The 19,896-nt window shown below is 61.8% G+C and carries 23 protein-coding genes; 12 read left to right on the top strand and 11 right to left on the bottom strand.

The window, feature by feature from the left end; genetic code table 11:
- The first annotated feature begins 79 nt into the window (after window positions 1-79).
- The 7 genes from ACS5Q1_RS01675 to ACS5Q1_RS01645 all read left to right on the top strand — a co-directional run bounded on the left by ACS5Q1_RS01675 (window position 80) and on the right by ACS5Q1_RS01645 (window position 5,719).
- The gene (locus tag ACS5Q1_RS01675; protein ID WP_473096566.1) at window positions 80-973 is read left to right on the top strand and encodes a PaaX family transcriptional regulator; all 894 of its coding nucleotides are present in this window, start codon (window positions 80-82) and stop codon (window positions 971-973) included.
- Between the two features lie 235 nt (window positions 974-1,208).
- Window positions 1,209-2,204: a 1,2-phenylacetyl-CoA epoxidase subunit PaaA gene (paaA, locus tag ACS5Q1_RS01670; protein WP_203442416.1), complete on the top strand. Its 996-nt coding sequence runs from the start codon at window positions 1,209-1,211 to the stop codon at window positions 2,202-2,204.
- Window positions 2,205-2,218: 14 nt separating this feature from the next.
- Window positions 2,219-2,509: a 1,2-phenylacetyl-CoA epoxidase subunit PaaB gene (paaB, locus tag ACS5Q1_RS01665; protein ID WP_201829897.1), complete on the top strand. Its 291-nt coding sequence runs from the start codon at window positions 2,219-2,221 to the stop codon at window positions 2,507-2,509.
- Window positions 2,509-3,267: a 1,2-phenylacetyl-CoA epoxidase subunit PaaC gene (paaC, locus tag ACS5Q1_RS01660; RefSeq protein ID WP_473096565.1), complete on the top strand. Its 759-nt coding sequence runs from the start codon at window positions 2,509-2,511 to the stop codon at window positions 3,265-3,267. Before paaB ends, paaC begins: the two co-directional genes overlap by 1 nt.
- Window positions 3,268-3,280: 13 nt before the next feature.
- Complete coding sequence (gene paaD / locus ACS5Q1_RS01655) at window positions 3,281-3,793, top strand: 1,2-phenylacetyl-CoA epoxidase subunit PaaD (protein ID WP_473096564.1); 513 nt, start codon at window positions 3,281-3,283, stop codon at window positions 3,791-3,793.
- Between the two features lie 17 nt (window positions 3,794-3,810).
- Window positions 3,811-4,887, top strand: a complete 1,077-nt coding sequence (paaE, locus tag ACS5Q1_RS01650) for a 1,2-phenylacetyl-CoA epoxidase subunit PaaE (protein WP_473096563.1) — start codon at window positions 3,811-3,813, stop codon at window positions 4,885-4,887.
- A 28-nt stretch (window positions 4,888-4,915) separates the two neighbouring features.
- A complete protein-coding gene (locus ACS5Q1_RS01645) occupies window positions 4,916-5,719 on the top strand; it encodes a Phenylacetic acid catabolic protein (RefSeq protein WP_473096562.1) in 804 nt (267 codons plus the stop codon).
- Window positions 5,720-5,741: 22 nt separating this feature from the next.
- Here the strand turns inward: ACS5Q1_RS01645 and ACS5Q1_RS01640 are convergent, their stop codons facing one another.
- From ACS5Q1_RS01640 to paaG, 4 genes are read right to left on the bottom strand one after another with little or no spacing between them, the layout of a single operon-like run.
- Entirely contained in the window at window positions 5,742-6,374 is a 633-nt protein-coding gene (locus ACS5Q1_RS01640; protein ID WP_203442421.1) for a TetR/AcrR family transcriptional regulator, read from the bottom strand.
- Between the two features lie 9 nt (window positions 6,375-6,383).
- The gene (gene paaK, locus ACS5Q1_RS01635) at window positions 6,384-7,718 is read right to left on the bottom strand and encodes a phenylacetate--CoA ligase PaaK (protein WP_473096561.1); all 1,335 of its coding nucleotides are present in this window, start codon (window positions 7,716-7,718) and stop codon (window positions 6,384-6,386) included.
- Window positions 7,719-7,741: 23 nt separating this feature from the next.
- Window positions 7,742-8,203, bottom strand: a complete 462-nt coding sequence (gene paaI / locus ACS5Q1_RS01630; protein WP_473096560.1) for a hydroxyphenylacetyl-CoA thioesterase PaaI — start codon at window positions 8,201-8,203, stop codon at window positions 7,742-7,744.
- The gene (gene paaG / locus ACS5Q1_RS01625) at window positions 8,203-8,997 is read right to left on the bottom strand and encodes a 2-(1,2-epoxy-1,2-dihydrophenyl)acetyl-CoA isomerase PaaG (protein ID WP_473096559.1); all 795 of its coding nucleotides are present in this window, start codon (window positions 8,995-8,997) and stop codon (window positions 8,203-8,205) included. Before paaG ends, paaI begins: the two co-directional genes overlap by 1 nt.
- A gap of 301 nt (window positions 8,998-9,298) precedes the next feature.
- Here paaG and ACS5Q1_RS01620 point away from each other — a divergent pair, with 301 nt between their 5' ends.
- From ACS5Q1_RS01620 to ACS5Q1_RS01600, 5 genes are all read left to right on the top strand, one after another.
- Window positions 9,299-10,465, top strand: coding sequence for an ABC transporter substrate-binding protein (locus tag ACS5Q1_RS01620; RefSeq protein ID WP_473096558.1), 1,167 nt, complete (start codon window positions 9,299-9,301; stop codon window positions 10,463-10,465).
- 78 nt (window positions 10,466-10,543) lie between these two features.
- Window positions 10,544-11,416 carry a branched-chain amino acid ABC transporter permease gene (locus ACS5Q1_RS01615; protein ID WP_473096557.1) on the top strand — a complete coding sequence of 291 codons (873 nt, stop codon included), beginning with the start codon at window positions 10,544-10,546 and terminating at the stop codon, window positions 11,414-11,416.
- Window positions 11,417-11,418: 2 nt separating this feature from the next.
- A complete protein-coding gene (locus ACS5Q1_RS01610; RefSeq protein ID WP_473096556.1) occupies window positions 11,419-12,366 on the top strand; it encodes a branched-chain amino acid ABC transporter permease in 948 nt (315 codons plus the stop codon).
- Entirely contained in the window at window positions 12,363-13,145 is a 783-nt protein-coding gene (locus tag ACS5Q1_RS01605; protein WP_473096555.1) for an ABC transporter ATP-binding protein, read from the top strand. Before ACS5Q1_RS01610 ends, ACS5Q1_RS01605 begins: the two co-directional genes overlap by 4 nt.
- The gene (locus tag ACS5Q1_RS01600) at window positions 13,138-13,842 is read left to right on the top strand and encodes an ABC transporter ATP-binding protein (protein WP_473096554.1); all 705 of its coding nucleotides are present in this window, start codon (window positions 13,138-13,140) and stop codon (window positions 13,840-13,842) included. The genes ACS5Q1_RS01605 and ACS5Q1_RS01600 overlap by 8 nt, the downstream gene beginning before the upstream one ends.
- A 13-nt stretch (window positions 13,843-13,855) precedes the next feature.
- On the opposite strand, the gene ACS5Q1_RS01595 is transcribed toward ACS5Q1_RS01600, so the two are convergent.
- From ACS5Q1_RS01595 to ACS5Q1_RS01565, 7 genes are all read right to left on the bottom strand, one after another.
- The gene (locus ACS5Q1_RS01595; protein ID WP_473096553.1) at window positions 13,856-14,074 is read right to left on the bottom strand and encodes a DUF2783 domain-containing protein; all 219 of its coding nucleotides are present in this window, start codon (window positions 14,072-14,074) and stop codon (window positions 13,856-13,858) included.
- A complete protein-coding gene (locus ACS5Q1_RS01590; protein WP_473096552.1) occupies window positions 14,071-15,675 on the bottom strand; it encodes an FAD-dependent oxidoreductase in 1,605 nt (534 codons plus the stop codon). The genes ACS5Q1_RS01595 and ACS5Q1_RS01590 overlap by 4 nt, the downstream gene beginning before the upstream one ends.
- 30 nt (window positions 15,676-15,705) lie before the next feature.
- Complete coding sequence (locus tag ACS5Q1_RS01585; RefSeq protein ID WP_473096551.1) at window positions 15,706-16,662, bottom strand: MBL fold metallo-hydrolase; 957 nt, start codon at window positions 16,660-16,662, stop codon at window positions 15,706-15,708.
- A gap of 133 nt (window positions 16,663-16,795) precedes the next feature.
- Complete coding sequence (locus ACS5Q1_RS01580) at window positions 16,796-17,668, bottom strand: TonB family protein (protein ID WP_473096550.1); 873 nt, start codon at window positions 17,666-17,668, stop codon at window positions 16,796-16,798.
- Window positions 17,669-17,685: 17 nt separating this feature from the next.
- Window positions 17,686-18,132 carry an ExbD/TolR family protein gene (locus ACS5Q1_RS01575; protein WP_473096549.1) on the bottom strand — a complete coding sequence of 149 codons (447 nt, stop codon included), beginning with the start codon at window positions 18,130-18,132 and terminating at the stop codon, window positions 17,686-17,688.
- Window positions 18,132-18,806 (bottom strand): MotA/TolQ/ExbB proton channel family protein, encoded by a 675-nt coding sequence (locus ACS5Q1_RS01570; protein ID WP_473096548.1) that lies wholly within the window; start codon window positions 18,804-18,806, stop codon window positions 18,132-18,134. Before ACS5Q1_RS01570 ends, ACS5Q1_RS01575 begins: the two co-directional genes overlap by 1 nt.
- Before the next feature lie 22 nt (window positions 18,807-18,828).
- Complete coding sequence (locus ACS5Q1_RS01565) at window positions 18,829-19,296, bottom strand: Tat pathway signal protein (protein WP_473096547.1); 468 nt, start codon at window positions 19,294-19,296, stop codon at window positions 18,829-18,831.
- Window positions 19,297-19,896 lie beyond the last annotated feature (600 nt).

Raw genomic sequence — 19,896 nt, 5'->3', positions numbered from 1 at the left:
GTCGGGCGTGGATAGACGAGATTAGGCATGGCTCGTGGATCGATGAGGTCCGGGGCTTGGAGCAACCGGAGTGAGCTGAATGGCCGCGTTTGTCGAAACTCTCCTGGACGCATTCCACGAGCGGACGCCGATCCGGGCGGGTTCGTTGATCGTGACGGTGTTCGGCGACGCGGTCCTACCCCGAGGCGGGGTGCTGTCGTTGAGTTCTCTGCACGACATCATGCGCGCCTTCCGCATCAGCGACACTCTCGTCAGGACCGCCCTGTCCCGTCTCGTCTCGGAGGGCTGGTTCGAGCGCTGGAAGGTGGGACGCAACAGCTATTACCGGCTCACGGAACAGGGGCAGGAGGCCTTTGCCCTGGCAACTCTGCGGATCTATGCCGAGCCGCCGCAGGATTGGCACGGCACGTTCGATCTCCTCCTTCTCGACAACGGCCAGGAGCGAGGTCCCCTTCGGAGCGAACTCTCGGGGGCGGGCTATGGCTCTCTCGGCCCGGACCTCCTGATCGCGCCGGCTGCTGCGGCCAGGGAAGGTGCTTTCCTGCGGCTGTCCGGATCGCCCGCCGACCTGCCGACCGCCCGGCGCCTGGCCGAGCGCGCCTGGCCCCTGGCAGAGATCGAAGGTCGGTACAGGTGCTTCATCAATACTTATTCTGAGACGCTCGCGGCGCTGGAGCGGGGCGCCTCGTTCACGGATCTCCATGCGCTCCTGGTTCGGATCCTCCTGATCCACGATTATCGCCGGGCGGTTCTGAAGGACCCGCTGCTGCCCGCTCAGCTTCTACCGAAGCCCTGGGCTGGGACCGCTGCGCGAGATCTGTGCGGTGCGATCTACAAGACCCTGCTTCCGGCTGCTGAGCGATGGCTCGACGCCTATGCCCAGAACGATCGGGGGGGCTTGCCTGCAGTCGACCGAGATTTCGGGCAGAGGTTCGCGGCGGTCCGCCCTTTGGCTCCGCGGCAGGTCATCTGAAAAGATGTGTTACAAAAAATGTTGAAAAGAAAAATTTTTGTGACATATTGAGATCAGCGCCATGGCCTGCGAGGGATTTTGCGCGCGCTTGAGGCGACGAGTGCCCGATCCGCGTTGAATCAGTGATCGCAGGGCGATGCGAGATGCCCCCCCGGTCAGGCTTGGTCTTTCGGCGGAAAATGAGCGCCCGGCCGAGGCGACAGAACAGATTTTTAAGAAGGCAGGGAGAAGCGCCGTGTACGCACAGATGGTGAAAACGGGCGTCGAGCACCTCCAGTCCAAGGAGGAGATGTCTCCGGAGGAGCGCGCCTTCCAGGACCGTGTCGATGCCGACATCAAGATCGAGCCCAAGGAGTGGATGCCGGAGGCCTATCGCAAGACCCTGATCCGGCAGATCTCCCAGCATGCCCATTCCGAAATCATCGGCATGCAGCCGGAGGGCAACTGGATCACACGTGCCCCCACCCTCGAGCGCAAGGCCATCCTGCTCGCCAAGGTGCAGGACGAGGCCGGTCACGGCCTTTATCTCTACTGCGCCGCCGAGACGCTGGGCGTGAGCCGCGACGAACTCATGGAGCAGCTCAACAGCGGCAAGGCCAAGTATTCGAGCATCTTCAATTACCCGACGTTGACCTGGGCCGATATCGGCGCCATCGGCTGGCTCGTGGACGGTGCCGCGATCATGAACCAGGTGCCGCTGCAGCGTTGCTCCTATGGCCCCTATTCCCGCGCCATGATCCGCATCTGCAAAGAAGAAAGCTTTCATCAGCGTCAGGGTTATGACGCACTGACCAAGCTTGCCCAGGGCACGCCCGAGCAGAAGCAGATGGCGCAGGATGCGCTGAACCGCTGGTGGTGGCCGTCGCTGATGATGTTCGGGCCGTCCGATGCGGAATCGGTCCACAGCGCGCAGTCCATGCGCTGGAAGATCAAGATCAATTCCAATGATGAGTTGCGTCAGAAATTCGTCGATCAGACGGTGCCACAGGCCGAGTATCTCGGCCTCACCGTTCCCGATCCGGATCTCAAGTGGAATGCCGAGCGTGGGCATTACGATTTCGGCGAGATCAACTGGGACGAATTCTATCAGGTGATCGCCGGCAACGGCCCCTGCAACCGCCAGCGCCTGCGCACGCGGGTCAAGGCCTACGAAGAGGGCCAATGGGTGCGCGATGCCGCGGACGCCTATGCGGCGAAGAAGGCGGCACAGGCGAAAGCCAAGGCGGCGTGAGCGGGAGAGCATCGATGACCGATAAGAAGGAATGGCCTCTCTGGGAGGTCTTCATCCGTAGCCAGCACGGCCTGTCTCACCGGCATGTCGGCTCCCTGCATGCGCCGGATGCCGAGATGGCGATCATGAATGCGCGCGATGTCTATACGCGGCGCAACGAGGGCGTGAGCATCTGGGTCGTAAGGGCGTCCGACATTTCGGCAAGTTCGCCGAGCGAGAAGGGCCCGCTTTTCGATCCTGCCAACAGCAAGGTCTATCGCCACCCGACCTTCTACGACATCCCTGAAGAGCTGGGGCATATGTGATGGCCGATAAGGACGCGCTTTTCGACTATCTTCTGCGCCTCGGCGACAATGCGCTGATCCTGGGGCATCGCCTGTCGGAATGGTGCGGGCATTCTCCGGCGCTCGAGGAGGATCTGGCGCTCTCCAATGTCGCCCTCGACCTCATCGGCCAGACGCAGCTCTGGCTGAACCTTGCGGGCGAGGTCGAAGGCAAGGGGCGGGATGCCGACAAGCTCGCCTATCTGCGCGATGCGCGCGACTTCCGCAACGTGCTTCTGGTCGAGCAGCCGAACGGCGATTTCGCCATGACCATGGCACGCCAGTTCTATTTCGATGCCTGGCACTATCTGCTGCTGCGCGAACTCACCGGCTCCACGGACAGCCGCATCGCGGAGATCGCCGCGAAGGCGCTCAAGGAAGTCACATATCACCTGGAGCGGAGCCAGGAATGGGTGCTGCGCCTCGGCGACGGCACAGAGGAGAGCCATCGCCGCATGCAGGCGGCGATCGACGATCTCTGGGTGTATACCGGCGAGCTGTTCGAGGCCGATGCGGTGGACGCGGCGATCATCCGCGAGGGACTGGGTCCCGATCCTGCGGCGCTGCGTGATCCGTGGCTCGGCCTCGTGCGCGCGACGGCGGAGGAGGCGACCTTGAGCCTGCAACAGCCAGGCTGGGCGCAGAAGGGCGGCAAGCAGGGGCTCCATTCCGAGCATCTCGGCTATATTCTCGCCGATCTCCAGTTCCTGCAGCGGGCCTATCCCAACGCGACGTGGTAAGGAGCGGGATGCCATGACGGACAGCCTGACGCGGCCGGATCTGGATCAGATCAGGACCTGGCTGGGAGACGTTCCTGACCCGGAAGTGCCGGCTGTCTCGGTGACGGATCTCGGGATCGTCCGCGATGTGCGATGGGACGGCGACGAGCTTGTCGTCGCAATCACGCCGACCTATTCCGGCTGCCCCGCGACCAGCGTCATCGCGTTCGATATTGAGATGGCGCTGCGGGCGAAAGGCCTCGACAACCTGCGGATCGAGCGGCGCCTCTCGCCGCCCTGGACGACGGACTGGATCACTGAAGAAGGGCGGCAGCGGCTCCAAGCCTACGGCATCGCGCCGCCGGCCGAGAAGGCGGACAGGCCTTCGCCCTTCGACCGCTTCCTGCGCAAGCCTCTGACGATCGCCTGCCCGCGCTGCGGTTCGGAAGACACGGCCCGGATCAGCGAGTTCGGCTCGACCCCATGCAAGGCGCAGTACCAGTGCCGCGCATGCCTCGAGCCCTTCGATTATTTCAAGTGCATTTGACAACGAGCGGACGCTCCATGACCAGGTTCTATCCCGTCACCGTCGCCGATGTGAGGCGCGAGACCCGAGACGCCATCGTCCTCACCCTCAATGTGCCGGAGGAGCATAAGGACGCGTTCCATTTCTCGCCCGGCCAGTATCTGACCCTGCGCACCCAGATCGACGGCGACGAGGTGCGGCGCTCCTATTCCATCTGCGCGGCGCCGACGGACGGCAAGCTCCGGGTCGGCATCAAGAAGATCGCAGGCGGTTCCTTCTCGAACTGGGCGAGCGAGCAATTGTCGCCCGGGCAGACGATCGAAGCCATGCCCCCCATGGGCAATTTCTTCGTGCCGCTCGATCAGGCCCGCAAGCGGCACTTCGTGGGCTTTGCCGCCGGCAGCGGGATCACGCCGCTGCTCAGCATCGTCAAGACGACGCTCGTCGCGGAGCCTCAATCGTCCTTCACCCTGTTCTACGGCAACCGCGCCTCGAGCTCGATCATGTTCCGCGAGGAGCTGGAAGATCTGAAGAACGAGCATCTCGACCGCTTCAGCCTCATCCATATTCTGAGTCGCGAGCAGCAGGATATCGATCTGTTCAACGGACGGCTGAGCAAGGAGAAGTGCGACCAGCTTCTCGACCATTGGATCGATGTGGCGTCCATCGACACGGCATTCATCTGCGGGCCGCAGGACATGATGCTGGGCGTCGCCCAGAGCCTGGAAGAGCATGGGCTCGACAAGCGGCAGATCAAGTTCGAACTCTTCGCCACCTCGACCCCGAGCCGCCGCCAGCGCAGGCCGGAGGGGACAGCAGCGGAAGACCATAAGAATCTGTGCGAGGCCACCATCGTCATCGACGGGCGCTCTCGCACCCTGTCCTTCGAGAAAGGCACGGCCTCGGTGCTCGATGCCGCCATGCATGAGGGGCTGGAGCTTCCCTATGCCTGCAAGGGCGGCGTCTGCTCCACCTGCCGCGCAATGCTGGTCGAGGGCGAGGTCGACATGGATGCGAATTTCGCGCTCGAGGATTACGAGATCGCGCGCGGCTATATCCTGACCTGCCAGAGCTATCCGGTGAGCGATAAGATCCTGGTCGATTTCGACAAGTGATGAGGCAACTAATCAGGAAGGTGCTCCCATGGTCGATGAAGAAAGCGTCGTCAACTTCGTGGCCGGTGGCGGGCGCTTAAGCGCGCCGGACAACGTCACGCCTCGCTATCGTGGCGAGCTCATGCGCCTGATGGCGATCTTCGTCGATTCCGAGATGGCAGGCGCCTCGGGCTTCGCCGATTGCATCAATCTGGCGCCCGGCTTGAAGGAACGGATCATTGCGACCCGCATCGTCTTCGACAAGTTCAATCATGCACGGCAGGTTCTCGACCTGATGGAGCAGTTCGGCGCCAATACGGCGCAGTATGTCGGTGCCCATCCCTGGGCGGCGCGCCTTGATCGCAGCGTCAATCTCGGCACACGGCGCATAGAGGGCGACATGCGCCTCAACGTCTTCCATTATCCGATCAACGGCTGGGTCGACGCGGTGGTGATGAATTGCCTGATGGGTCAGGCCACCGTGGTGCAGCTCGACGAGCTGACGCGCGGTTCCTATCAGCCTCTTGCCGACACCCTTGTCGAGATTCTTCCCATCGAGAAGCGTCACGCCGCGCTTGGCGAGCATGGATTGCAGGCCGCGTTGGAGAGGGGGCACGACAGGACGGACGCTCAGGCCTCAGTCAATTATTGGTATCCGCGCGTGGCCGATACCTTCGGCAGCAGCACGTCGGATCATTTCGCGCAGCATCGAAAGTATGGATTGCGTCGGAAGGGCAGGGAAGAGCTGACCGCCCACTGGCAGAGTCTCGTTCATCCGATGCTCTCGCGCTTTGGCCTTGGCGTTCCGGGACAAGCATCGCTCAGGCTCGGCGAGCAAGCCTCCTTGCAGTGACGGCTGAGCGCTAAAGGGAATCCTATTCCGCAGCGCTGACGCGTTGCGACGGGGCGGGTTCCGCATGAAGATTGCGGGTTCCATCCATGATCAGCTGCGAAACGAGTTCGGCATAATCCGCGCGGGTCACCTCGCCGGTGCTCTTGAACCAGAGGTAATGCCAATTGATCATGCCGAAGAGGGACATGGTCACGGGCTTGAGCAGCTTGGTTCCCTTGAGTTGCGGCGCGACGCCCGCCACGGCATCCGAGAAGATCCGCACCAGGTCGCGCTCCACTGCTTTGAGCTCGCCCTGGCGGTCGGCCGGCAATAGACGCATGCCATTGATCTGCACATTGTGCTGGGCATCGGCATCGCGGTAGGCCTCCAGCAGGGCTGCGACCAGTGCCTTTAGGCGAGCTGCCGGGGAGAGATCCGGGTGGTCTGCCGCCTCCACCACCTCGAGCAGTTCTTCGAGATGGAAGCGGATGACGTCGAAGAGCAGTTCCTCCTTATCCCTGTAGTAGTGATAAAGATTGGCCTTGGAGACGCCGCAGGCTTCGGCGATCTTGCTCATCGAGGCACGGTCATAGCCATGCTCGGCAAAGAGTTCAGCCGAGCGATCGAGGATCGCCCGGCGCTTGTCGTCATAATCGGTGGCACGGGTGCGGGCCATGGGTGTCTTCTATTCTTTCGGTCTGCGGTCGATCACGCGTCTTGCCTTGCCGAGTGAGCGCTCGATTCCTTCAGGATCGAGGACATTTACCTGTGCCGTGATGCCAATGGTATCTTTAATTGCCTGGCTCAAGCGCTCGGCGGCCGCTTTTCGGGTTTCGGGATAATCGGCATCCGGCCTGATCTCGGCCCGGATCTCCACTTGGTCCATCCGACCTTCGCGGGTCAGGATGATCTGGTAATGTCCCGACAGGGCCGGGATCGTGAGGAGCTTTTCCTCGATCTGAGTCGGGAAGACGTTGACGCCGCGGACAATCATCATGTCGTCGGTGCGGCCGGTGATCTTCTCCATGCGGCGCATGCTTCGCGCCGTGCCGGGGAGGAGGCGCGTCAAGTCTCGGGTGCGGTAGCGGATAACAGGCATCGCTTCCTTGGTCAGGGACGTGAAAACGAGTTCGCCTTCCTCGCCGTCCGGCAGGACTTCGCCCGTCACCGGGTTGATCACCTCGGGATAGAAATGATCTTCCCAGATGTGAAGCCCATCCTTGCTTTCCACGCATTCGCAGGCGACGCCCGGCCCCATCACCTCGGAGAGGCCGTAGATGTCGACGGCATGGATGTCGAAGGCCTCTTCGATTTCCGCCCGCATGGCGTTCGTCCAGGGCTCGGCGCCGAAGATCCCGACCTTCAGCGAGGATTGGCGCGGATCGAGGCCCTGTTTCTTAAACTCGTCGAGGATCGCCAGCATGTAGGACGGCGTGACCATGATGATGTCGGGCTGGAAATCCTGGATCAGTTGCACCTGACGCTCGGTCATGCCGCCCGACATGGGGATCACCATACAGCCGAGCCGCTCGGCACCATAGTGAGCGCCCAATCCGCCGGTGAAGAGACCATAGCCATAGGCCACGTGCACCTTCATGCCCGGGCGCCCGCCGCTGGCGCGGATCGAGCGGGCGACCACGTCGGCCCAGGTGTCGATGTCGCGTTTCGTGTAGCCCACGACCGTCGGCTTGCCGGTGGTGCCCGACGAGCCGTGCACGCGGGCGATCTGGTTCTGTGGAACGGCGAACATGCCGAAGGGATAATTGTCCCGCAGGTCGGCCTTAGTGGTGAAGGGAAACTTGGAAAGATCGCTCAGATCCTTGAAGTCATCCGGATGCACGCCGGCCGCGTCGAACTTCGCCTTGTAATGCGGCACGTTCTCATAGGAATGACGCAAGGACCAGGCGAGGCGCTCGCGCTGCCAGGCGGCAAGCTCGTCCCGCGATGCCAGTTCGAAACGATCGAGTTGGGTTGCTTGAGGTTTGAGTTCGGACAACTTGCGAAGCGGGATCTGAAGCAAGGGAATCTCCCATTCGTTCGTTCTTATTGGGTATCTGAGCCAAGAAGCGTGCCGGCGATGGTGCGCGAGTGACCACGGAATTCGGCAATGACTTCGCCCTTGCCATTGCGGATCGTCACGTCATAGATGCCGGACCGTCCTGAGCGATTGCGCTCGACCGCATGGGCCGTGAGCTTGTCCCCCAGGCGTCCCGGTTGCAGGAACGTCACCGCGCAGTGCTGCGCGACCGTGCGTTGATTGTAGGTATTGCAGGCGAAAGCGAAGGCTGAATCGGCGAGCGTGAAGATGAAGCCGCCATGGCAGATGCCATGTCCGTTCGTCATGTCGGCGCGGATCGTCATGGAGATGACGGCCTCGCCGGGCAACACGCGCACGATCTCCATGCCGAGCCCCTGGCTCGCCTGATCCTCCGCCCACATGGCTTCGGCGCATGCTTCGGCGATTTCGCGAGGCGCGTTTTCCAGACGGGTCGATTGTGCGTCCATCACGCCCTCCCGGAGAACTTCGGCTGCCGCTTCTCGAAGAAGGCGGTGACGCCTTCCAGGTAATCCGGCGTGCGGCCTGCCTGTCCCTGCAGATCGCGTTCCAGATCGAGCTGCCGGTCGAGATCGTTCGTCTCGGAGGCATCGAGCGCCTGCTTGATCAACCCGAGGCCCACGGTGGGTTGAACCGCGAAATGGGCTGCAAGGCGATGAGCCTCATCCATCAGGGCGGCATCGTCGACCGCTTTCCAGATCATGCCCCACGCTTCCGCCAGCTCCGCCGGAACCGGTTCGGCCAACAGGGCGAGCGCACGGGCGCGCGCCGGGCCGATAAGACGTGGCAGGAACCAAGTACCTCCCGAGTCCGGCACGAGGCCGAGCTTCGCAAAGGCCTGGATGAACTTGGCCGAGCGAGCCGCCAGGACGATATCGCAGGCGAGCGCGATGTTGGCACCTGCCCCCGCCGCAACGCCGTTGACAGCACAAATGACCGGCATCTGCAATGCACGGAGCTTGCGGACGAGAGGATTGTAGAGACGCTCCAGGGTGGAGGAGAGGTCCGGAACCTGGCCAGGGCTGAAGACCCGGTCCGACAGATCCTGACCGGCACAGAAGCCGCGCCCGGCACCCGTGAGAAAGAGAGCGCGGCAGCTGTCGTCCGCCTCTGCGTCGAGGAGGGCCGACATCAGGGCCGCATGCATAGCCTCATTGAAGGAGTTCAGGCGGTCGGGCCTGTTGAGAGTGAGGACACGATAGCCCTCTTGACGCTCCGTAATGATGAGATCGTTCTCCACCATGGCCCTCCCGAATTTTCGCTGATGGCAAGCGGATGGTCTTGCGACTTGTTTACTATTGACCAACCGTCCGGTCAATTATATTGATGGAAGAAACAGCGTCAATGAGCCAACACTCGGCCCTTCAGGGAGCAACGCGGGATGGCATGTTTCGACGATCGGCGAGATCTGCGCGCGCAGCTACGCCGGCTTTGCGCCTTCCTTCCCAACTGCCCTCATCCCGCAACGATCTGCAGGCTCCTGGCCGCCTGATCCTTGCGCAACAATAAGAACAACAAACGACAACGACACTCGGAGGAAACAAATGAACTCGAAGGCAACTCTCAAAACTCTGCTCGTCGCCTCTGTCATGGGCTTCGGTCTCACCCATGGCGCGCTTGCCCAGGACACCGTCAAGATCGGATCGGTTCTCTCGGTCACCGGACCGTCGTCCTTCCTCGGTGAGCCCGAGGACAAGACGCTGCGGATCTATGTCGATAAGATCAATGCGGCTGGCGGCGTTGCCGGCAAGAAGATCGAACTGGTGATCTACGATGATGGCGGCGATGCCAACAAGGCGCGCACCTTCGCGACCCGCCTCATCGAGGACGACGAGGTGATCGCCATGGTCGGTGGAACGACCACCGGAAGCACGATGGCGATGATCCCCGTCTTCGAAGAGGCGAAGGTTCCGTTCATTTCGCTCGCGGGTGCCATCGAGGTCATTGATCCGGTGCGCAAGTTCGTCTTCAAGACGCCGCATACCGACAAGATGGCCTGCGAGAAGATTTTCGAGGATCTGAAGAAACGCAACCTCACCAAGATCGGTCTGATTTCCGGCACGGATGGTTTCGGTGCTTCCATGCGTGCGCAATGCGTCAAGGTTGCTCCGAATTACGGCATGCAAATCGTGATTGACGAGAATTATGGCCCACGAGACAGCGACATGACGGCCCAGCTCACGAAAATCAAGAACACGGCCGGCGTGCAGGCTGTGGTCAATCCGGGCTTCGGCCAGGGACCGGCCATCGTGACCCGCAATTATGCCCAGCTCGGCATGACGAACATTCCGTTCTACCAGAGCCATGGCGTGGCCTCGAAGAGTTTCATCGATCTGGCCGGTGCTGCGGCTGAAGGCGTTCGGCTCCCGGCTGCGGCGCTCCTCGTCGGCGACAAGCTGCCGGAGAGCGATCCGCAGAAGAAGGTCGTGACGGAATACAAGCAGACCTACGAGAGTGCCACGAAGCAGCCGGTCTCGACCTTCGGCGGTCACGCCTATGACGGTCTCTTCATTCTGGTCGAGGCCATGAAGCGCGCGAACTCGACCGATCCCCAGAAGATCCGCGACGAGATCGAGAAGACTAAGGGCTTTGTCGGCACGGGCGGTATCGTGAATACGTCGCCTACCGACCATCTTGGCCTCGACCTTTCAGCCTTCCGCATGCTCGAGATCAAGGGCGGCGACTGGAACCTGGTCGCCTCCGGAAGCTGATCTCTTCTTGCAACCCATTGAACGGGAGGCTGCTCGTCGGCCTCCCGTTCGGCAACCTGAAGGTCGCGGGACAGCATCATGGCCGAGTTCCTCCAGTTCCTCTTTTCCGGTCTGACGGTGGGAGCCGTCTATGCGCTGGTCGCACTCGGCTTCACCCTGATCTACAATGCCTCGGGCGTCGTGAACTTCGCGCAGGGCGAGTTCGTAATGCTTGGCGGCATGGTGACGGTGTTCGCGTCGGCTGCCGGAATACCCTTGCCACTGGCCGCCCTCATTGCCATTTGCGCCGCCGTCGCGATCGGCCTTCTGCTCCATCGCTTCGCCATCGAGCCTGCTCGCGGTGCATCCGCCGTGACGCTCATCATCATCACCATCGGTGCATCGATCCTGTTGCGCGGCCTCGCTGCCATCGTCTTCGACAAGCAGTTTCACAAGCTGCCTGCCTTCACAGGCGAGAGCCCGATCGATATCTTGGGCGCAGCCGTCCAGCCGCAGAGCTTCTGGGTGCTCGGCGGGACTGCAATCGTCGTGCTGGCGCTCTACGTCTTTCTTGAGCACACGATCGTGGGCAAGGCAGTTCTTGCCACCGCAGCGAACCGGCTTGCGGCGCGTCTGGTCGGCATCAACACGACCACGATCATGGCTCTGGCCTTTGGCGGTTCGGCCGCTATCGGTGCGGTTGCCGGAATTCTGGTGACGCCGATCACGCTGACGAGCTACGATGTCGGGACGCTGCTGGCGCTGAAGGGCTTTGCCGCCGCCATGCTGGGTGGTATGGGCAATCCGGTCGGTGCGGTTGTCGGCGGGTTGTTGCTCGGTCTGCTGGAGGCGTTCGGCGCAGGCTATATCAGCTCGACCTACAAGGATGCCTTTGCTTTCCTTGTCATCCTCATCGTCCTGTTCGCAGCGCCTCAGGGCCTGTTCGGGCGTCGTGTCGTGGAGAGGGTGTGAGAATGCGTGCTCTCGTCAACCAACGTTCCATCACGCTCGTCGTGCTGGCGGTCGTGATCGCCGCTCTCCCGCTCGTCTTTCCGTCGAGCTACTATTTCCGTGTGGCCTCGCTCGTATGGGTGTCGGCGCTGGCCGCCATCGGCCTCAACATTCTCATGGGACAGGCGGGTCAGGTCAGCCTGGGGCACGCAGCGTTCTTCGGTATCGGCGCTTATGCGGTCGCCATCGGGCCGACTCATTTCGCCATTCCTCCGTGGGTCGCGCTTCTCATCGGGGCGGTTCTCTCGGCTGCTCTTGCTTATCTGGTGGGGCGCCCGATCCTGCGTCTGAAAGGGCATTATCTCGCCATCGCCACCTTGGGCCTCGGCGTTCTGGTCGCTCTCGTCATCACGACGGAAAGCCGCTGGACCGGCGGACCGGATGGCATGCCGGTCGAGAGATTGTCTCTCTTCGGCTGGCGGGTCAGCGGATCCTATACATGGTACTGGGTGACGGGCGTTCTCCTGCTCATCGGAACCTGGGTCGCCCTCAATCTCGACGAGACTCCGACGGGTCGTGCCTTTCGCGCGCTGCACGACAGCGAGGTGGCTGCACAGGTGGTCGGCGTCGATGTGGCGCGCTTCAAGCTGCAGGCCTTTGTGATCGCTGCCGTCTACGCTTCGCTGGCCGGTTCCGCTCTCGCGTTCATGAATGGCTTCATCAACCCGGATCAGGCGGGCTTCCTGCATTCGGTGGAACTCGTCACCATGGTGGTGCTGGGCGGTCTTGGATCCGTGGTCGGCAGCATCGTCGGCGCCGCCGTGCTCGTGTCGCTTCCGCAGGCACTGACGATCTTTCAGGAATACGAGCATCTTCTTCTCGGCCTCATCATCATCGTGGCGATGATCTTCATGCGCAACGGCATCGTGCTGAGTCTCTCGGCTCTGGTCTTCCGGAGGGCACGCTCATGAGCATCCTGAAGGCAACGGATATCGGCATTTCCTTCGGCGGCGTGAAGGCTGTCGATGGTGTAAGCTTCTCGGTCGATCCCGGGCAGATCCTGTCGATTATCGGCCCGAACGGGGCGGGCAAGACCACTCTCTTCAATATCGTATCCGGCGTCTATGCCGCGAACCGCGGGTCGATCCATCTCGTCGACGACGATGTGACGGGGCTTGCCCCTCACAAGCTTGCCGCGCGCGGGCTCTCCCGGACCTTCCAGAACCTGCAGATCTTCCAGCGCATGACCGCCTGCGAGAACGTGATGGTGGGGCGCCACCTGCAGGAAAAGTGCAGTCTTCTTCCGGCCCTGTTCAGAACCCCTTCCGTCACACGTCAGAACCGCGAGACGCGAACCGCAGCGCTCGATCTTCTTGCCGATGTGGGCTTGAAGGAGGTCGCGGACGTTCCGGCCGGGTCGTTGCCGTACGGCGCCTGCAAGCGTCTCGAGATTGCCCGCGCTCTCGCGGCAGAGCCGCGTGTGCTTCTGCTCGACGAGCCCGCCGCTGGCTGCAATGCGGTAGAGACCGAGGAGATCGATCACCTGATCAAACAAGTCGCCGACAGAGGCGTCGCCGTCGTTCTCGTCGAACACGACATGAAGCTCGTGATGAAGATCTCCGACAGGATCCTTGTGCTCGAGCGCGGGCGCCCGTTGGCCGAGGGAACACCGCGGGAGGTACGCGATGATCCAAGGGTCCTTGAGGCTTATCTGGGACAACACGGCGCACGGGAGGCTGCCCGTGCTTGAGGTTGCGAATCTGCGCAGCGCCTATGGCCGGATCGAGGTGCTCAAGGGCATCGATCTTGACGTTCAGACGGGCGAGATCGTCGCGCTGGTCGGCTCGAACGGAGCGGGCAAGACCACGCTGCTGCGCACGCTCTCGGGCGTTCAGCCGATGACCGGCGGCGAGATCCGCTTCAAGGGACAGCGCATCGACCGTCTGCCGCCTCATCAGAGGGTGGAGCTCGGCATCACACAGTCGCCGGAGGGCCGGCAGGTGTTCGGGCCGCTGACGGTCGAGGACAATCTGCGGCTCGGCGCCTATCGACGGCGCGACAGGGAGATCGATCAGGATCGCGACCGCATTTTTGGCATGTTCCCGGTTCTCGCCGAGAAAAGGCAGCTTCTGGCCGGTGGATTGTCGGGCGGTCAGCAACAGATGCTGGCCATCGGCCGCGCGCTCATGGGCCGTCCCAAACTTCTGCTGCTGGACGAGCCGTCGCTTGGCCTGTCGCCGCTCCTCGTCGATCAGATTCTGGAGGCCATCGTTTCTCTCAAGAAGGATGGCATCACGGTGCTGCTCGTCGAGCAGAATGCCAGCGCGGCTCTCGCGATTGCGGATCGCGGCTATGTGCTGGAGACCGGCAAGGTCGCCTATAGCGGAGCGGGCTCAGCATTGCTTGCCGATCCCCAGATCAAGGCGGCCTATCTCGGCATCGAGTGATCAGCCTTTCGCATCAGCCCGACGTGGATTTCGTCTGATCCATGCTCTGCTTCGCAAGCACGAGAGCCTCCTGAAGCACAGCGTGATCGCCGATGTGATTGGCAAGGACCAGCACGAGGGAAGAGTTGAGCGCGGCACTCTCCTCATCCGACAATCCACGATGAGCCTCGATCAGCGCACGGTAGGCGCGATCCGGATCGGGAAAGCGGCTTTCGGTGACGAGTGTGCTCATGCGTGCTCTCCCTCGAAACCCCTCAGGCGGCGCGACGCGCGCTCAATCAGCGGCGCTGTCGCGTGCCTCCACCGTGCTGCAAGATGCTGATCGGGACGCACGAGATAGGTACTGCCAGGTGTAGCGTCGAAACGTTGAGTGAAGACGCCTTCCGCATCGATGAGGTCTTCCCCGATGACGAGAACACGAGCGCCCGTTGGCCGAGGTTCTACGCTTTGTACATGGATGAGGGTCTCCTCGCCGCCCAGTGCCTCGAGCAGCCACACCGGCTGACCGCGGCTGTTGCGCATCGGGGCATCCGGTAAGGGCGCGCCGAGGCGAGCGGAGCCGGACCAAGCGCCTTCATCTGGGGTCGACAGAGACGTCTCATAGGTCGAGGGCATCGAAAGTCTGCCGGAATTCACCATCCGCTTGGCGAAGGGTGCGTGACGCGCGAGAGCAAGAATCGCATCGCGAAACCGCAGTTCTTGAGCCGAGCGGGGAGCGATGAAATCCGTCGAGCGGGTCGAATGTCCGATATTCTCGTCGGCCGCTGCCGAACGTTCGAGATCGTAGCTGTCGATCAGGCTCTCCGGTGCTTCCCCCTTGGCGACGAGCGCGAGCTTCCAGGCAAGGTTCTCCGCATCCTGAATGCCGGAATTCGCGCCGCGCGCGCCGAAAGGTGAAACCTGGTGCGCTGCGTCGCCGGTAAAGACCACACGGCCATGCACGAAGCGCTCCAGGCGCCGGCACTGGAACGTGTAGACCGACACCCATTCGAGCGAAAAATCCTCATGTCCCAACATCTGCCGTAGCCGGGGAATCACACGCTCCGGCGCCTGCTCGGCCTTTGCATCGGCCTCGGGCCCGAGCTGAAGGTCGATGCGCCAGACATCGTCCGGCTGCTTGTGAAGGAGGGCGGAGCGGCCTTCATGAAACGGCGGATCGAACCAGAACCAGCGCTCGGGTGGGAAGTCACCTTTCATCTTCACATCCGCGATGAGGAATCGATCCTCGAAAACCTCACCCTGGAAGTCGAGCCCGAGCATTCCTCGTACGGCGGAGCGGGCTCCGTCGGCTGCCACCACCCAATCCGCATCGAGATCGTAGGAGCCTTCAGGTGTCTCGATGATCAGCGCCACACCATCGTTGCGGCGTTTGAGACCGTTCACCTTATTGCGCCAGCGGAGGTCGAGATTGGGCAGCTCTGCGGCGCGCTCTACGAGCGCATGTTCAAGATAATACTGCTGCAGGTTGATAAAGGCCGGCATCTTGTGCCCAGCCTCGGGCAGCAGATCGAAGTCATAAAGCTGGTCGTCGCGCTGAAACACTTTTCCAAGCTTCCAGGTCACGCCTTTCTCGAGACAGGTTTCGGCAACACCGAGCCGGTCGAGGATCTCGAGTGTTCGCTTGGCATAGCAGATGCCACGCGATCCTTCCCCGATGCGATCCGCATCGTCCAGCAGCACTACGGGCACACCGCGCTGTGCCAAGTCGATGGCGGTGCAAAGGCCGACAGGACCCGCGCCGACGACGGTGACAGGATGTCGGGCCGGGGTGGGGCGATCCTGGTCCGCGCTGCGGCGATAGCCGTACTGGTAGAGGATTTTGCGGGTGTTCATGGCGTGTCCGTTTCCTCGCGATCGCCTGCTTTAACTTTGCAGGGCGGCCCACATCTCGCGATCGCGTTCGGCGGTCCAGATGACGGGATGGTCGATGCCGGAGGCCTCGTCGAAGGCACGCGAGACATTGAATGGCAGGCAGTGCTCATAGATAGCGAAGTCGCCGAACTTCGGATCCATCACCTCGCGCGTGGCCGCAAAGCTCTCCTTCAAGGAGTGGCCTCGCGCCACCGACAGCTCGGCCGCCCCATACAGGCTGGTGACGAAGTCGCGCGTCATCGCCACCGCCTCACGTACCTGCTGCTCTCCCTGCAAAGCGTCGCCACGTCCCGGCGCAATCGCCTTGGGCTGGAAGTCCAGGATCGCATCAAGCGTCTGCGGCCATTCGCGCAAGTGAGCGTCGCCGCAATAGCAAGCGGAGTGATATTCCACCAGATCGCCGGTAAACATCACCTTGGCATCCGGCACCCAGGCGACGATATCGCCCGCCGTGTGGCCGGCGCCGAGGTGGAACAGCTTGACCTCGCGCTTGCCGAGGAACACGGACAGGCCGCTCTCGAAGGTCAGTGTCGGCCAGGTCAGGCCTTCCGGGATGCTGCTCTCGCCGCGGAACAGGCGCGGGAAGCGGCCGATCTCGGAGGCCTTATCCTGCTCGCCGCGCTCGACGATGAGATCGTAGGTGGCATTCGACGCGATGATGCCCTGCGCCTGGTAGGCCGAGGCACCGAGCACGCGCACGGCATGATAGTGCGAGAGCACGACATACTTGATCGGCTTGTCGGTGACGGTACGGACGCGAGCGATCACGTCCTCGGCCATGGCGGGCGTGGCCTGGGCATCGATGACCATGCAGCCATCGTCACCGACGATGATGCCGGAGTTCGGATCGCCTTCGGCCGTATAGGCATACAGATCCGGCCCGATTTCCGTGAACGACACCGTCTTAGCGGCCGTGTCCCCAGTCGAGGCGAAAGCCTTCTCGGCCATGACGCTTCTCCCTGTCGCAAACTGCGTCTCACGCCATCGCATTTCGATGTCGAAGACGATGGCTGGTGCAACGGGGACAGGGTAGCCTCGATCCGACGACCGTCAAGTTCGCTATGACAGGTCAGACCTGGGCTCAACGCAGGTTAAAGCGTAGCGGCACGGTGAACGTCGATTGCGGGATGAAGTCCGGTATGGGTGGCAGGGATGACCCAGGGCTTGCCGCAGCAAGCGCAGCCTGATCGAGGGCTGCATGGCCTGCGCTCCGCACGAGAGACGCGCTGACGATGCGGCCGGACCGGTCCATGGAGAACCGCACGGTTGCGACACCCGTGACGCCTTGGTTGCGTGCGACGTCTGGATAGCGCAGGCGAGTACGTAACGAAGCCACAAGACTGGCCAGATAGCGATTACGTGCGTTCGGATCAGCCGAAGCTGCCTGACCGCTCATATTTTCCCGAGAGGCTGAAGCTTGCCCTTGGCGCGCGTCCGATGGAAACGGCTTCTGTTCCGCAACCGTCCGGCGTGGAGGAGGCTTACGCTCCACCGGCTTCGGAGGAGGCTTCTTCTCAGGCTTGGGCGGAGGCGGTTCCTCGAGAGGTTTGGCGACCACAGTTTCAGGCGGTGGAAGGATAACAGCCTCCGCCTGCGTCGTCTCCTGTTCGACCGGCTCCGCTTCAATAGGCACCGCTTCGGTCACTTCCTGAGGCTGCTCCTCGATGATCTCCTCAGGAGGCTGTTCGTCGACGGTTTCTGCCTCGACAGGCAGCGGCTCCGTCTCAACAGGCGGCACTTCCTGGGATTGCTCAAGCGATGGCGCCACCGACACGAGCTCTTCCATGGCGGGAGCGAGATTGATGGTGACCTCCTGCTCGCCCGGCGTGTCCGTGGTATCGGACGGCCAGAGGGTCACGGCCGTCAATGCGGCTCCGTGCAGGATGAGCGCCGTGATGAAGGCAATGCCGAGGCGGCTGGGCTCCTGGATCGATCTTATGCTTTGAACGGACATCGGATCTGCTACAGGTACTATTGCGCGGCCGATCCGCTCGGGGCCTGTGCGATCAGGGACACCTTGCTGAAGCCTGCGGCATTGATTTGGCCCACGATCTCGATGATGCGGCCGTACGGAACGGCCTTGTCGCCGCGGACCAGGACAACCTGGCTCGGATCCACGCTTGCAAGTTGCCGCAGGCGCGGCATCATGGTCTCAGGTGCAAGGGGTTCCTTGTCGAGGAACAGCTGACCCTGTGCATCGATGGTAACCACGACCGGTTGTTTCGGTTGCGCCACTTTCGGGGCGGCCGTTTTCGGCAACTGCACAGGTACGCCGACAGTCATGAGTGGCGCGGCCACCATGAAGATAATGAGCAGAACGAGCATCACGTCCACGAGCGGCGTGACGTTGATCTCAGATAGGGGGACAGCCCCGAACTCGTCGTCCGTATCCTGCGCCCAGATTGGTCCCATACCCATTATTCGGCAGCCTCTGCTCGAACGTGGGGTTTGCGGTCACGCGCCAGACGGTCGCCGAGCGCGGTAATGCCTGCAGCAAAGGATTGCTGCAGGCGGCCGAGATCGGTTGTCAATTTGTTGTAGGCGATCACGGCCGGAATGGCGGCCACGAGGCCAATGGCCGTTGCGAACAAGGCTTCTGCAATGCCGGGCGCCACAACGGAGAGGCTCGTGTCCTGGCTCGCGGCAATGGCGGAGAATGAGTTCATGATACCCCAGACCGTGCCGAACAGACCGATAAAGGGCGCGGCTGAGCCTATGGTGGCTAGAAAGGGCAATCCGATCTGAAGCTGGCGCATATCGACGGAGAGCGCAGCTCGCATGGCGCGCTCGATGCGTTCCCGCCGCTCCGCGCGGCTCTCGGAGACGTCCTGATCGCGCCAGGCCTCATGGCCTGCCGCAACAATCCGGCCGGTGGCCCCGGCCATCTGCGGATGAAGCCTGTCACCCGAACGGGCCGCAGCTTCGAAAGCGCGAGCCTGACGACGGACATTTCTGAAGCGCAGAAGCTTCTCGAAGACGATCGTCCAGCAGCCGAGAGACGCCAGAACGAGCAGGATCATGACACTCTTGACGATCGGATCGGCTTGCAGGAACAGGCCGAGGAAGGACATGTCATGTGTTGTTGCAGGCATGGCCTCGTTCATGATGGCAATCTCACTTCACAAAGGATACAGTGTCGATCTTGGAGACCGTCTCAATCGCAGACAGGCAATCCTCCCGCGCACTGGTTGCGCCTTCGCATGTAAGGACATCGTTGAGGAGAACACGTCCGAAGCGCGAGCAGTTCAGTCCGGGAAAATCGAAGAGCTTGATGAGGGTCTTGCGGCGAGGCACCGGGCCGACCTCGACAGCGAGCCTTTTGGCGGCCACGCCATCGGTGTCGAGAGCAAACAGATCTAGCTTCAGGGATTTCCAGTTCTCGCCCTTTTGATTGTCGATGAGGAAGTAGGTCCCGCAGCTTTCTCCCGAAGCCTCGATCTTGTTCAACTCGATGCGCAAGGGGCTTGAGGCCGTCGCATTGTCCTGAGCAAGGGCCGTCCCACTGAAAGGCAGGAGCAGGGCCAGACAGGCGAAGATGCTGCCAGCTGCAAACCCAGGCTCATTCCAGGTGCTCATGCCCATGAACTCATTCTCCTCATGCTGGCGAGCGACTGCCCGATGTGATGCGCGCTTCCAGAGTCTCCGTGGAGGTGCTGAGGGCGAGTATCTTCGGCAGATCAATCGAATGCCCAAGACCGGGAGAATTCCCGCGGACAGTCCTGATGAGATATCTGAAAGAATTAAGTCTGATCAAGGGGTTAGGAGAAAATCAGAGGTATTCTAAAACAGGTGCTAGAGCTTTGAGATCGGGATGAAATTCGCTTCCTTAAAAGCGCTTCAAAGTAAGATTTCTTAAGCTACGTAGACATAGGAGGGCATATTCTGGCTTCGCACATGGCCTCCAGTTGCTCCCTGAGTGTCGCTCATCCTTGTTCGATTGGACCAGTTTTACGAGAATACCGTTTTGCGACTACGGTGAGGGACAGCGGTCAATTTCAAGCGATTTTTCTTGTGCTTCAACGGTCACGATGACTTTTTCTTGCTTGATAGTCTTGATACTCAGCTCTGACGTTCGATGGCTACCCAATAACCCCATTTTAATAAGGATGGCTGTTTCGAGCATAACCGGCCACAGCGCGGGCTCCGTAGCGGTGGTTCTCCGGCGGCTTAGTCACAAGCGGG

It is taken from the genome of Microvirga sp. GN3 (assembly GCF_055792825.1).
Note: the sequence above shows the minus strand (reverse complement) of the source record. Positions and strands in the feature narration are given on the sequence as shown.

Excerpts from the sequence above, each read along its gene's own strand:
- ACS5Q1_RS01675 (WP_473096566.1), top strand. The coding sequence starts at position 80 with ATGGCCGCGTTTGTCGAAACTCTCCTGGACGCATTCCACGAGCGGACG.
- paaB (WP_201829897.1), top strand. The coding sequence starts at position 2,219 with ATGACCGATAAGAAGGAATGGCCTCTCTGGGAGGTCTTCATCCGTAGC.
- paaC (WP_473096565.1), top strand. The coding sequence starts at position 2,509 with ATGGCCGATAAGGACGCGCTTTTCGACTATCTTCTGCGCCTCGGCGAC.
- paaD (WP_473096564.1), top strand. The coding sequence starts at position 3,281 with ATGACGGACAGCCTGACGCGGCCGGATCTGGATCAGATCAGGACCTGG.
- paaE (WP_473096563.1), top strand. The coding sequence starts at position 3,811 with ATGACCAGGTTCTATCCCGTCACCGTCGCCGATGTGAGGCGCGAGACC.
- ACS5Q1_RS01645 (WP_473096562.1), top strand. The coding sequence starts at position 4,916 with ATGGTCGATGAAGAAAGCGTCGTCAACTTCGTGGCCGGTGGCGGGCGC.
- ACS5Q1_RS01640 (WP_203442421.1), bottom strand. The coding sequence starts at position 6,374 with ATGGCCCGCACCCGTGCCACCGATTATGACGACAAGCGCCGGGCGATC.
- paaI (WP_473096560.1), bottom strand. The coding sequence starts at position 8,203 with ATGGACGCACAATCGACCCGTCTGGAAAACGCGCCTCGCGAAATCGCC.
- paaG (WP_473096559.1), bottom strand. The coding sequence starts at position 8,997 with ATGGTGGAGAACGATCTCATCATTACGGAGCGTCAAGAGGGCTATCGT.
- ACS5Q1_RS01620 (WP_473096558.1), top strand. The coding sequence starts at position 9,299 with ATGAACTCGAAGGCAACTCTCAAAACTCTGCTCGTCGCCTCTGTCATG.
- ACS5Q1_RS01615 (WP_473096557.1), top strand. The coding sequence starts at position 10,544 with ATGGCCGAGTTCCTCCAGTTCCTCTTTTCCGGTCTGACGGTGGGAGCC.
- ACS5Q1_RS01610 (WP_473096556.1), top strand. The coding sequence starts at position 11,419 with ATGCGTGCTCTCGTCAACCAACGTTCCATCACGCTCGTCGTGCTGGCG.
- ACS5Q1_RS01605 (WP_473096555.1), top strand. The coding sequence starts at position 12,363 with ATGAGCATCCTGAAGGCAACGGATATCGGCATTTCCTTCGGCGGCGTG.
- ACS5Q1_RS01595 (WP_473096553.1), bottom strand. The coding sequence starts at position 14,074 with ATGAGCACACTCGTCACCGAAAGCCGCTTTCCCGATCCGGATCGCGCC.
- ACS5Q1_RS01590 (WP_473096552.1), bottom strand. The coding sequence starts at position 15,675 with ATGAACACCCGCAAAATCCTCTACCAGTACGGCTATCGCCGCAGCGCG.
- ACS5Q1_RS01585 (WP_473096551.1), bottom strand. The coding sequence starts at position 16,662 with ATGGCCGAGAAGGCTTTCGCCTCGACTGGGGACACGGCCGCTAAGACG.
- ACS5Q1_RS01580 (WP_473096550.1), bottom strand. The coding sequence starts at position 17,668 with ATGTCCGTTCAAAGCATAAGATCGATCCAGGAGCCCAGCCGCCTCGGC.
- ACS5Q1_RS01575 (WP_473096549.1), bottom strand. The coding sequence starts at position 18,132 with ATGGGTATGGGACCAATCTGGGCGCAGGATACGGACGACGAGTTCGGG.
- ACS5Q1_RS01570 (WP_473096548.1), bottom strand. The coding sequence starts at position 18,806 with ATGCCTGCAACAACACATGACATGTCCTTCCTCGGCCTGTTCCTGCAA.
- ACS5Q1_RS01565 (WP_473096547.1), bottom strand. The coding sequence starts at position 19,296 with ATGGGCATGAGCACCTGGAATGAGCCTGGGTTTGCAGCTGGCAGCATC.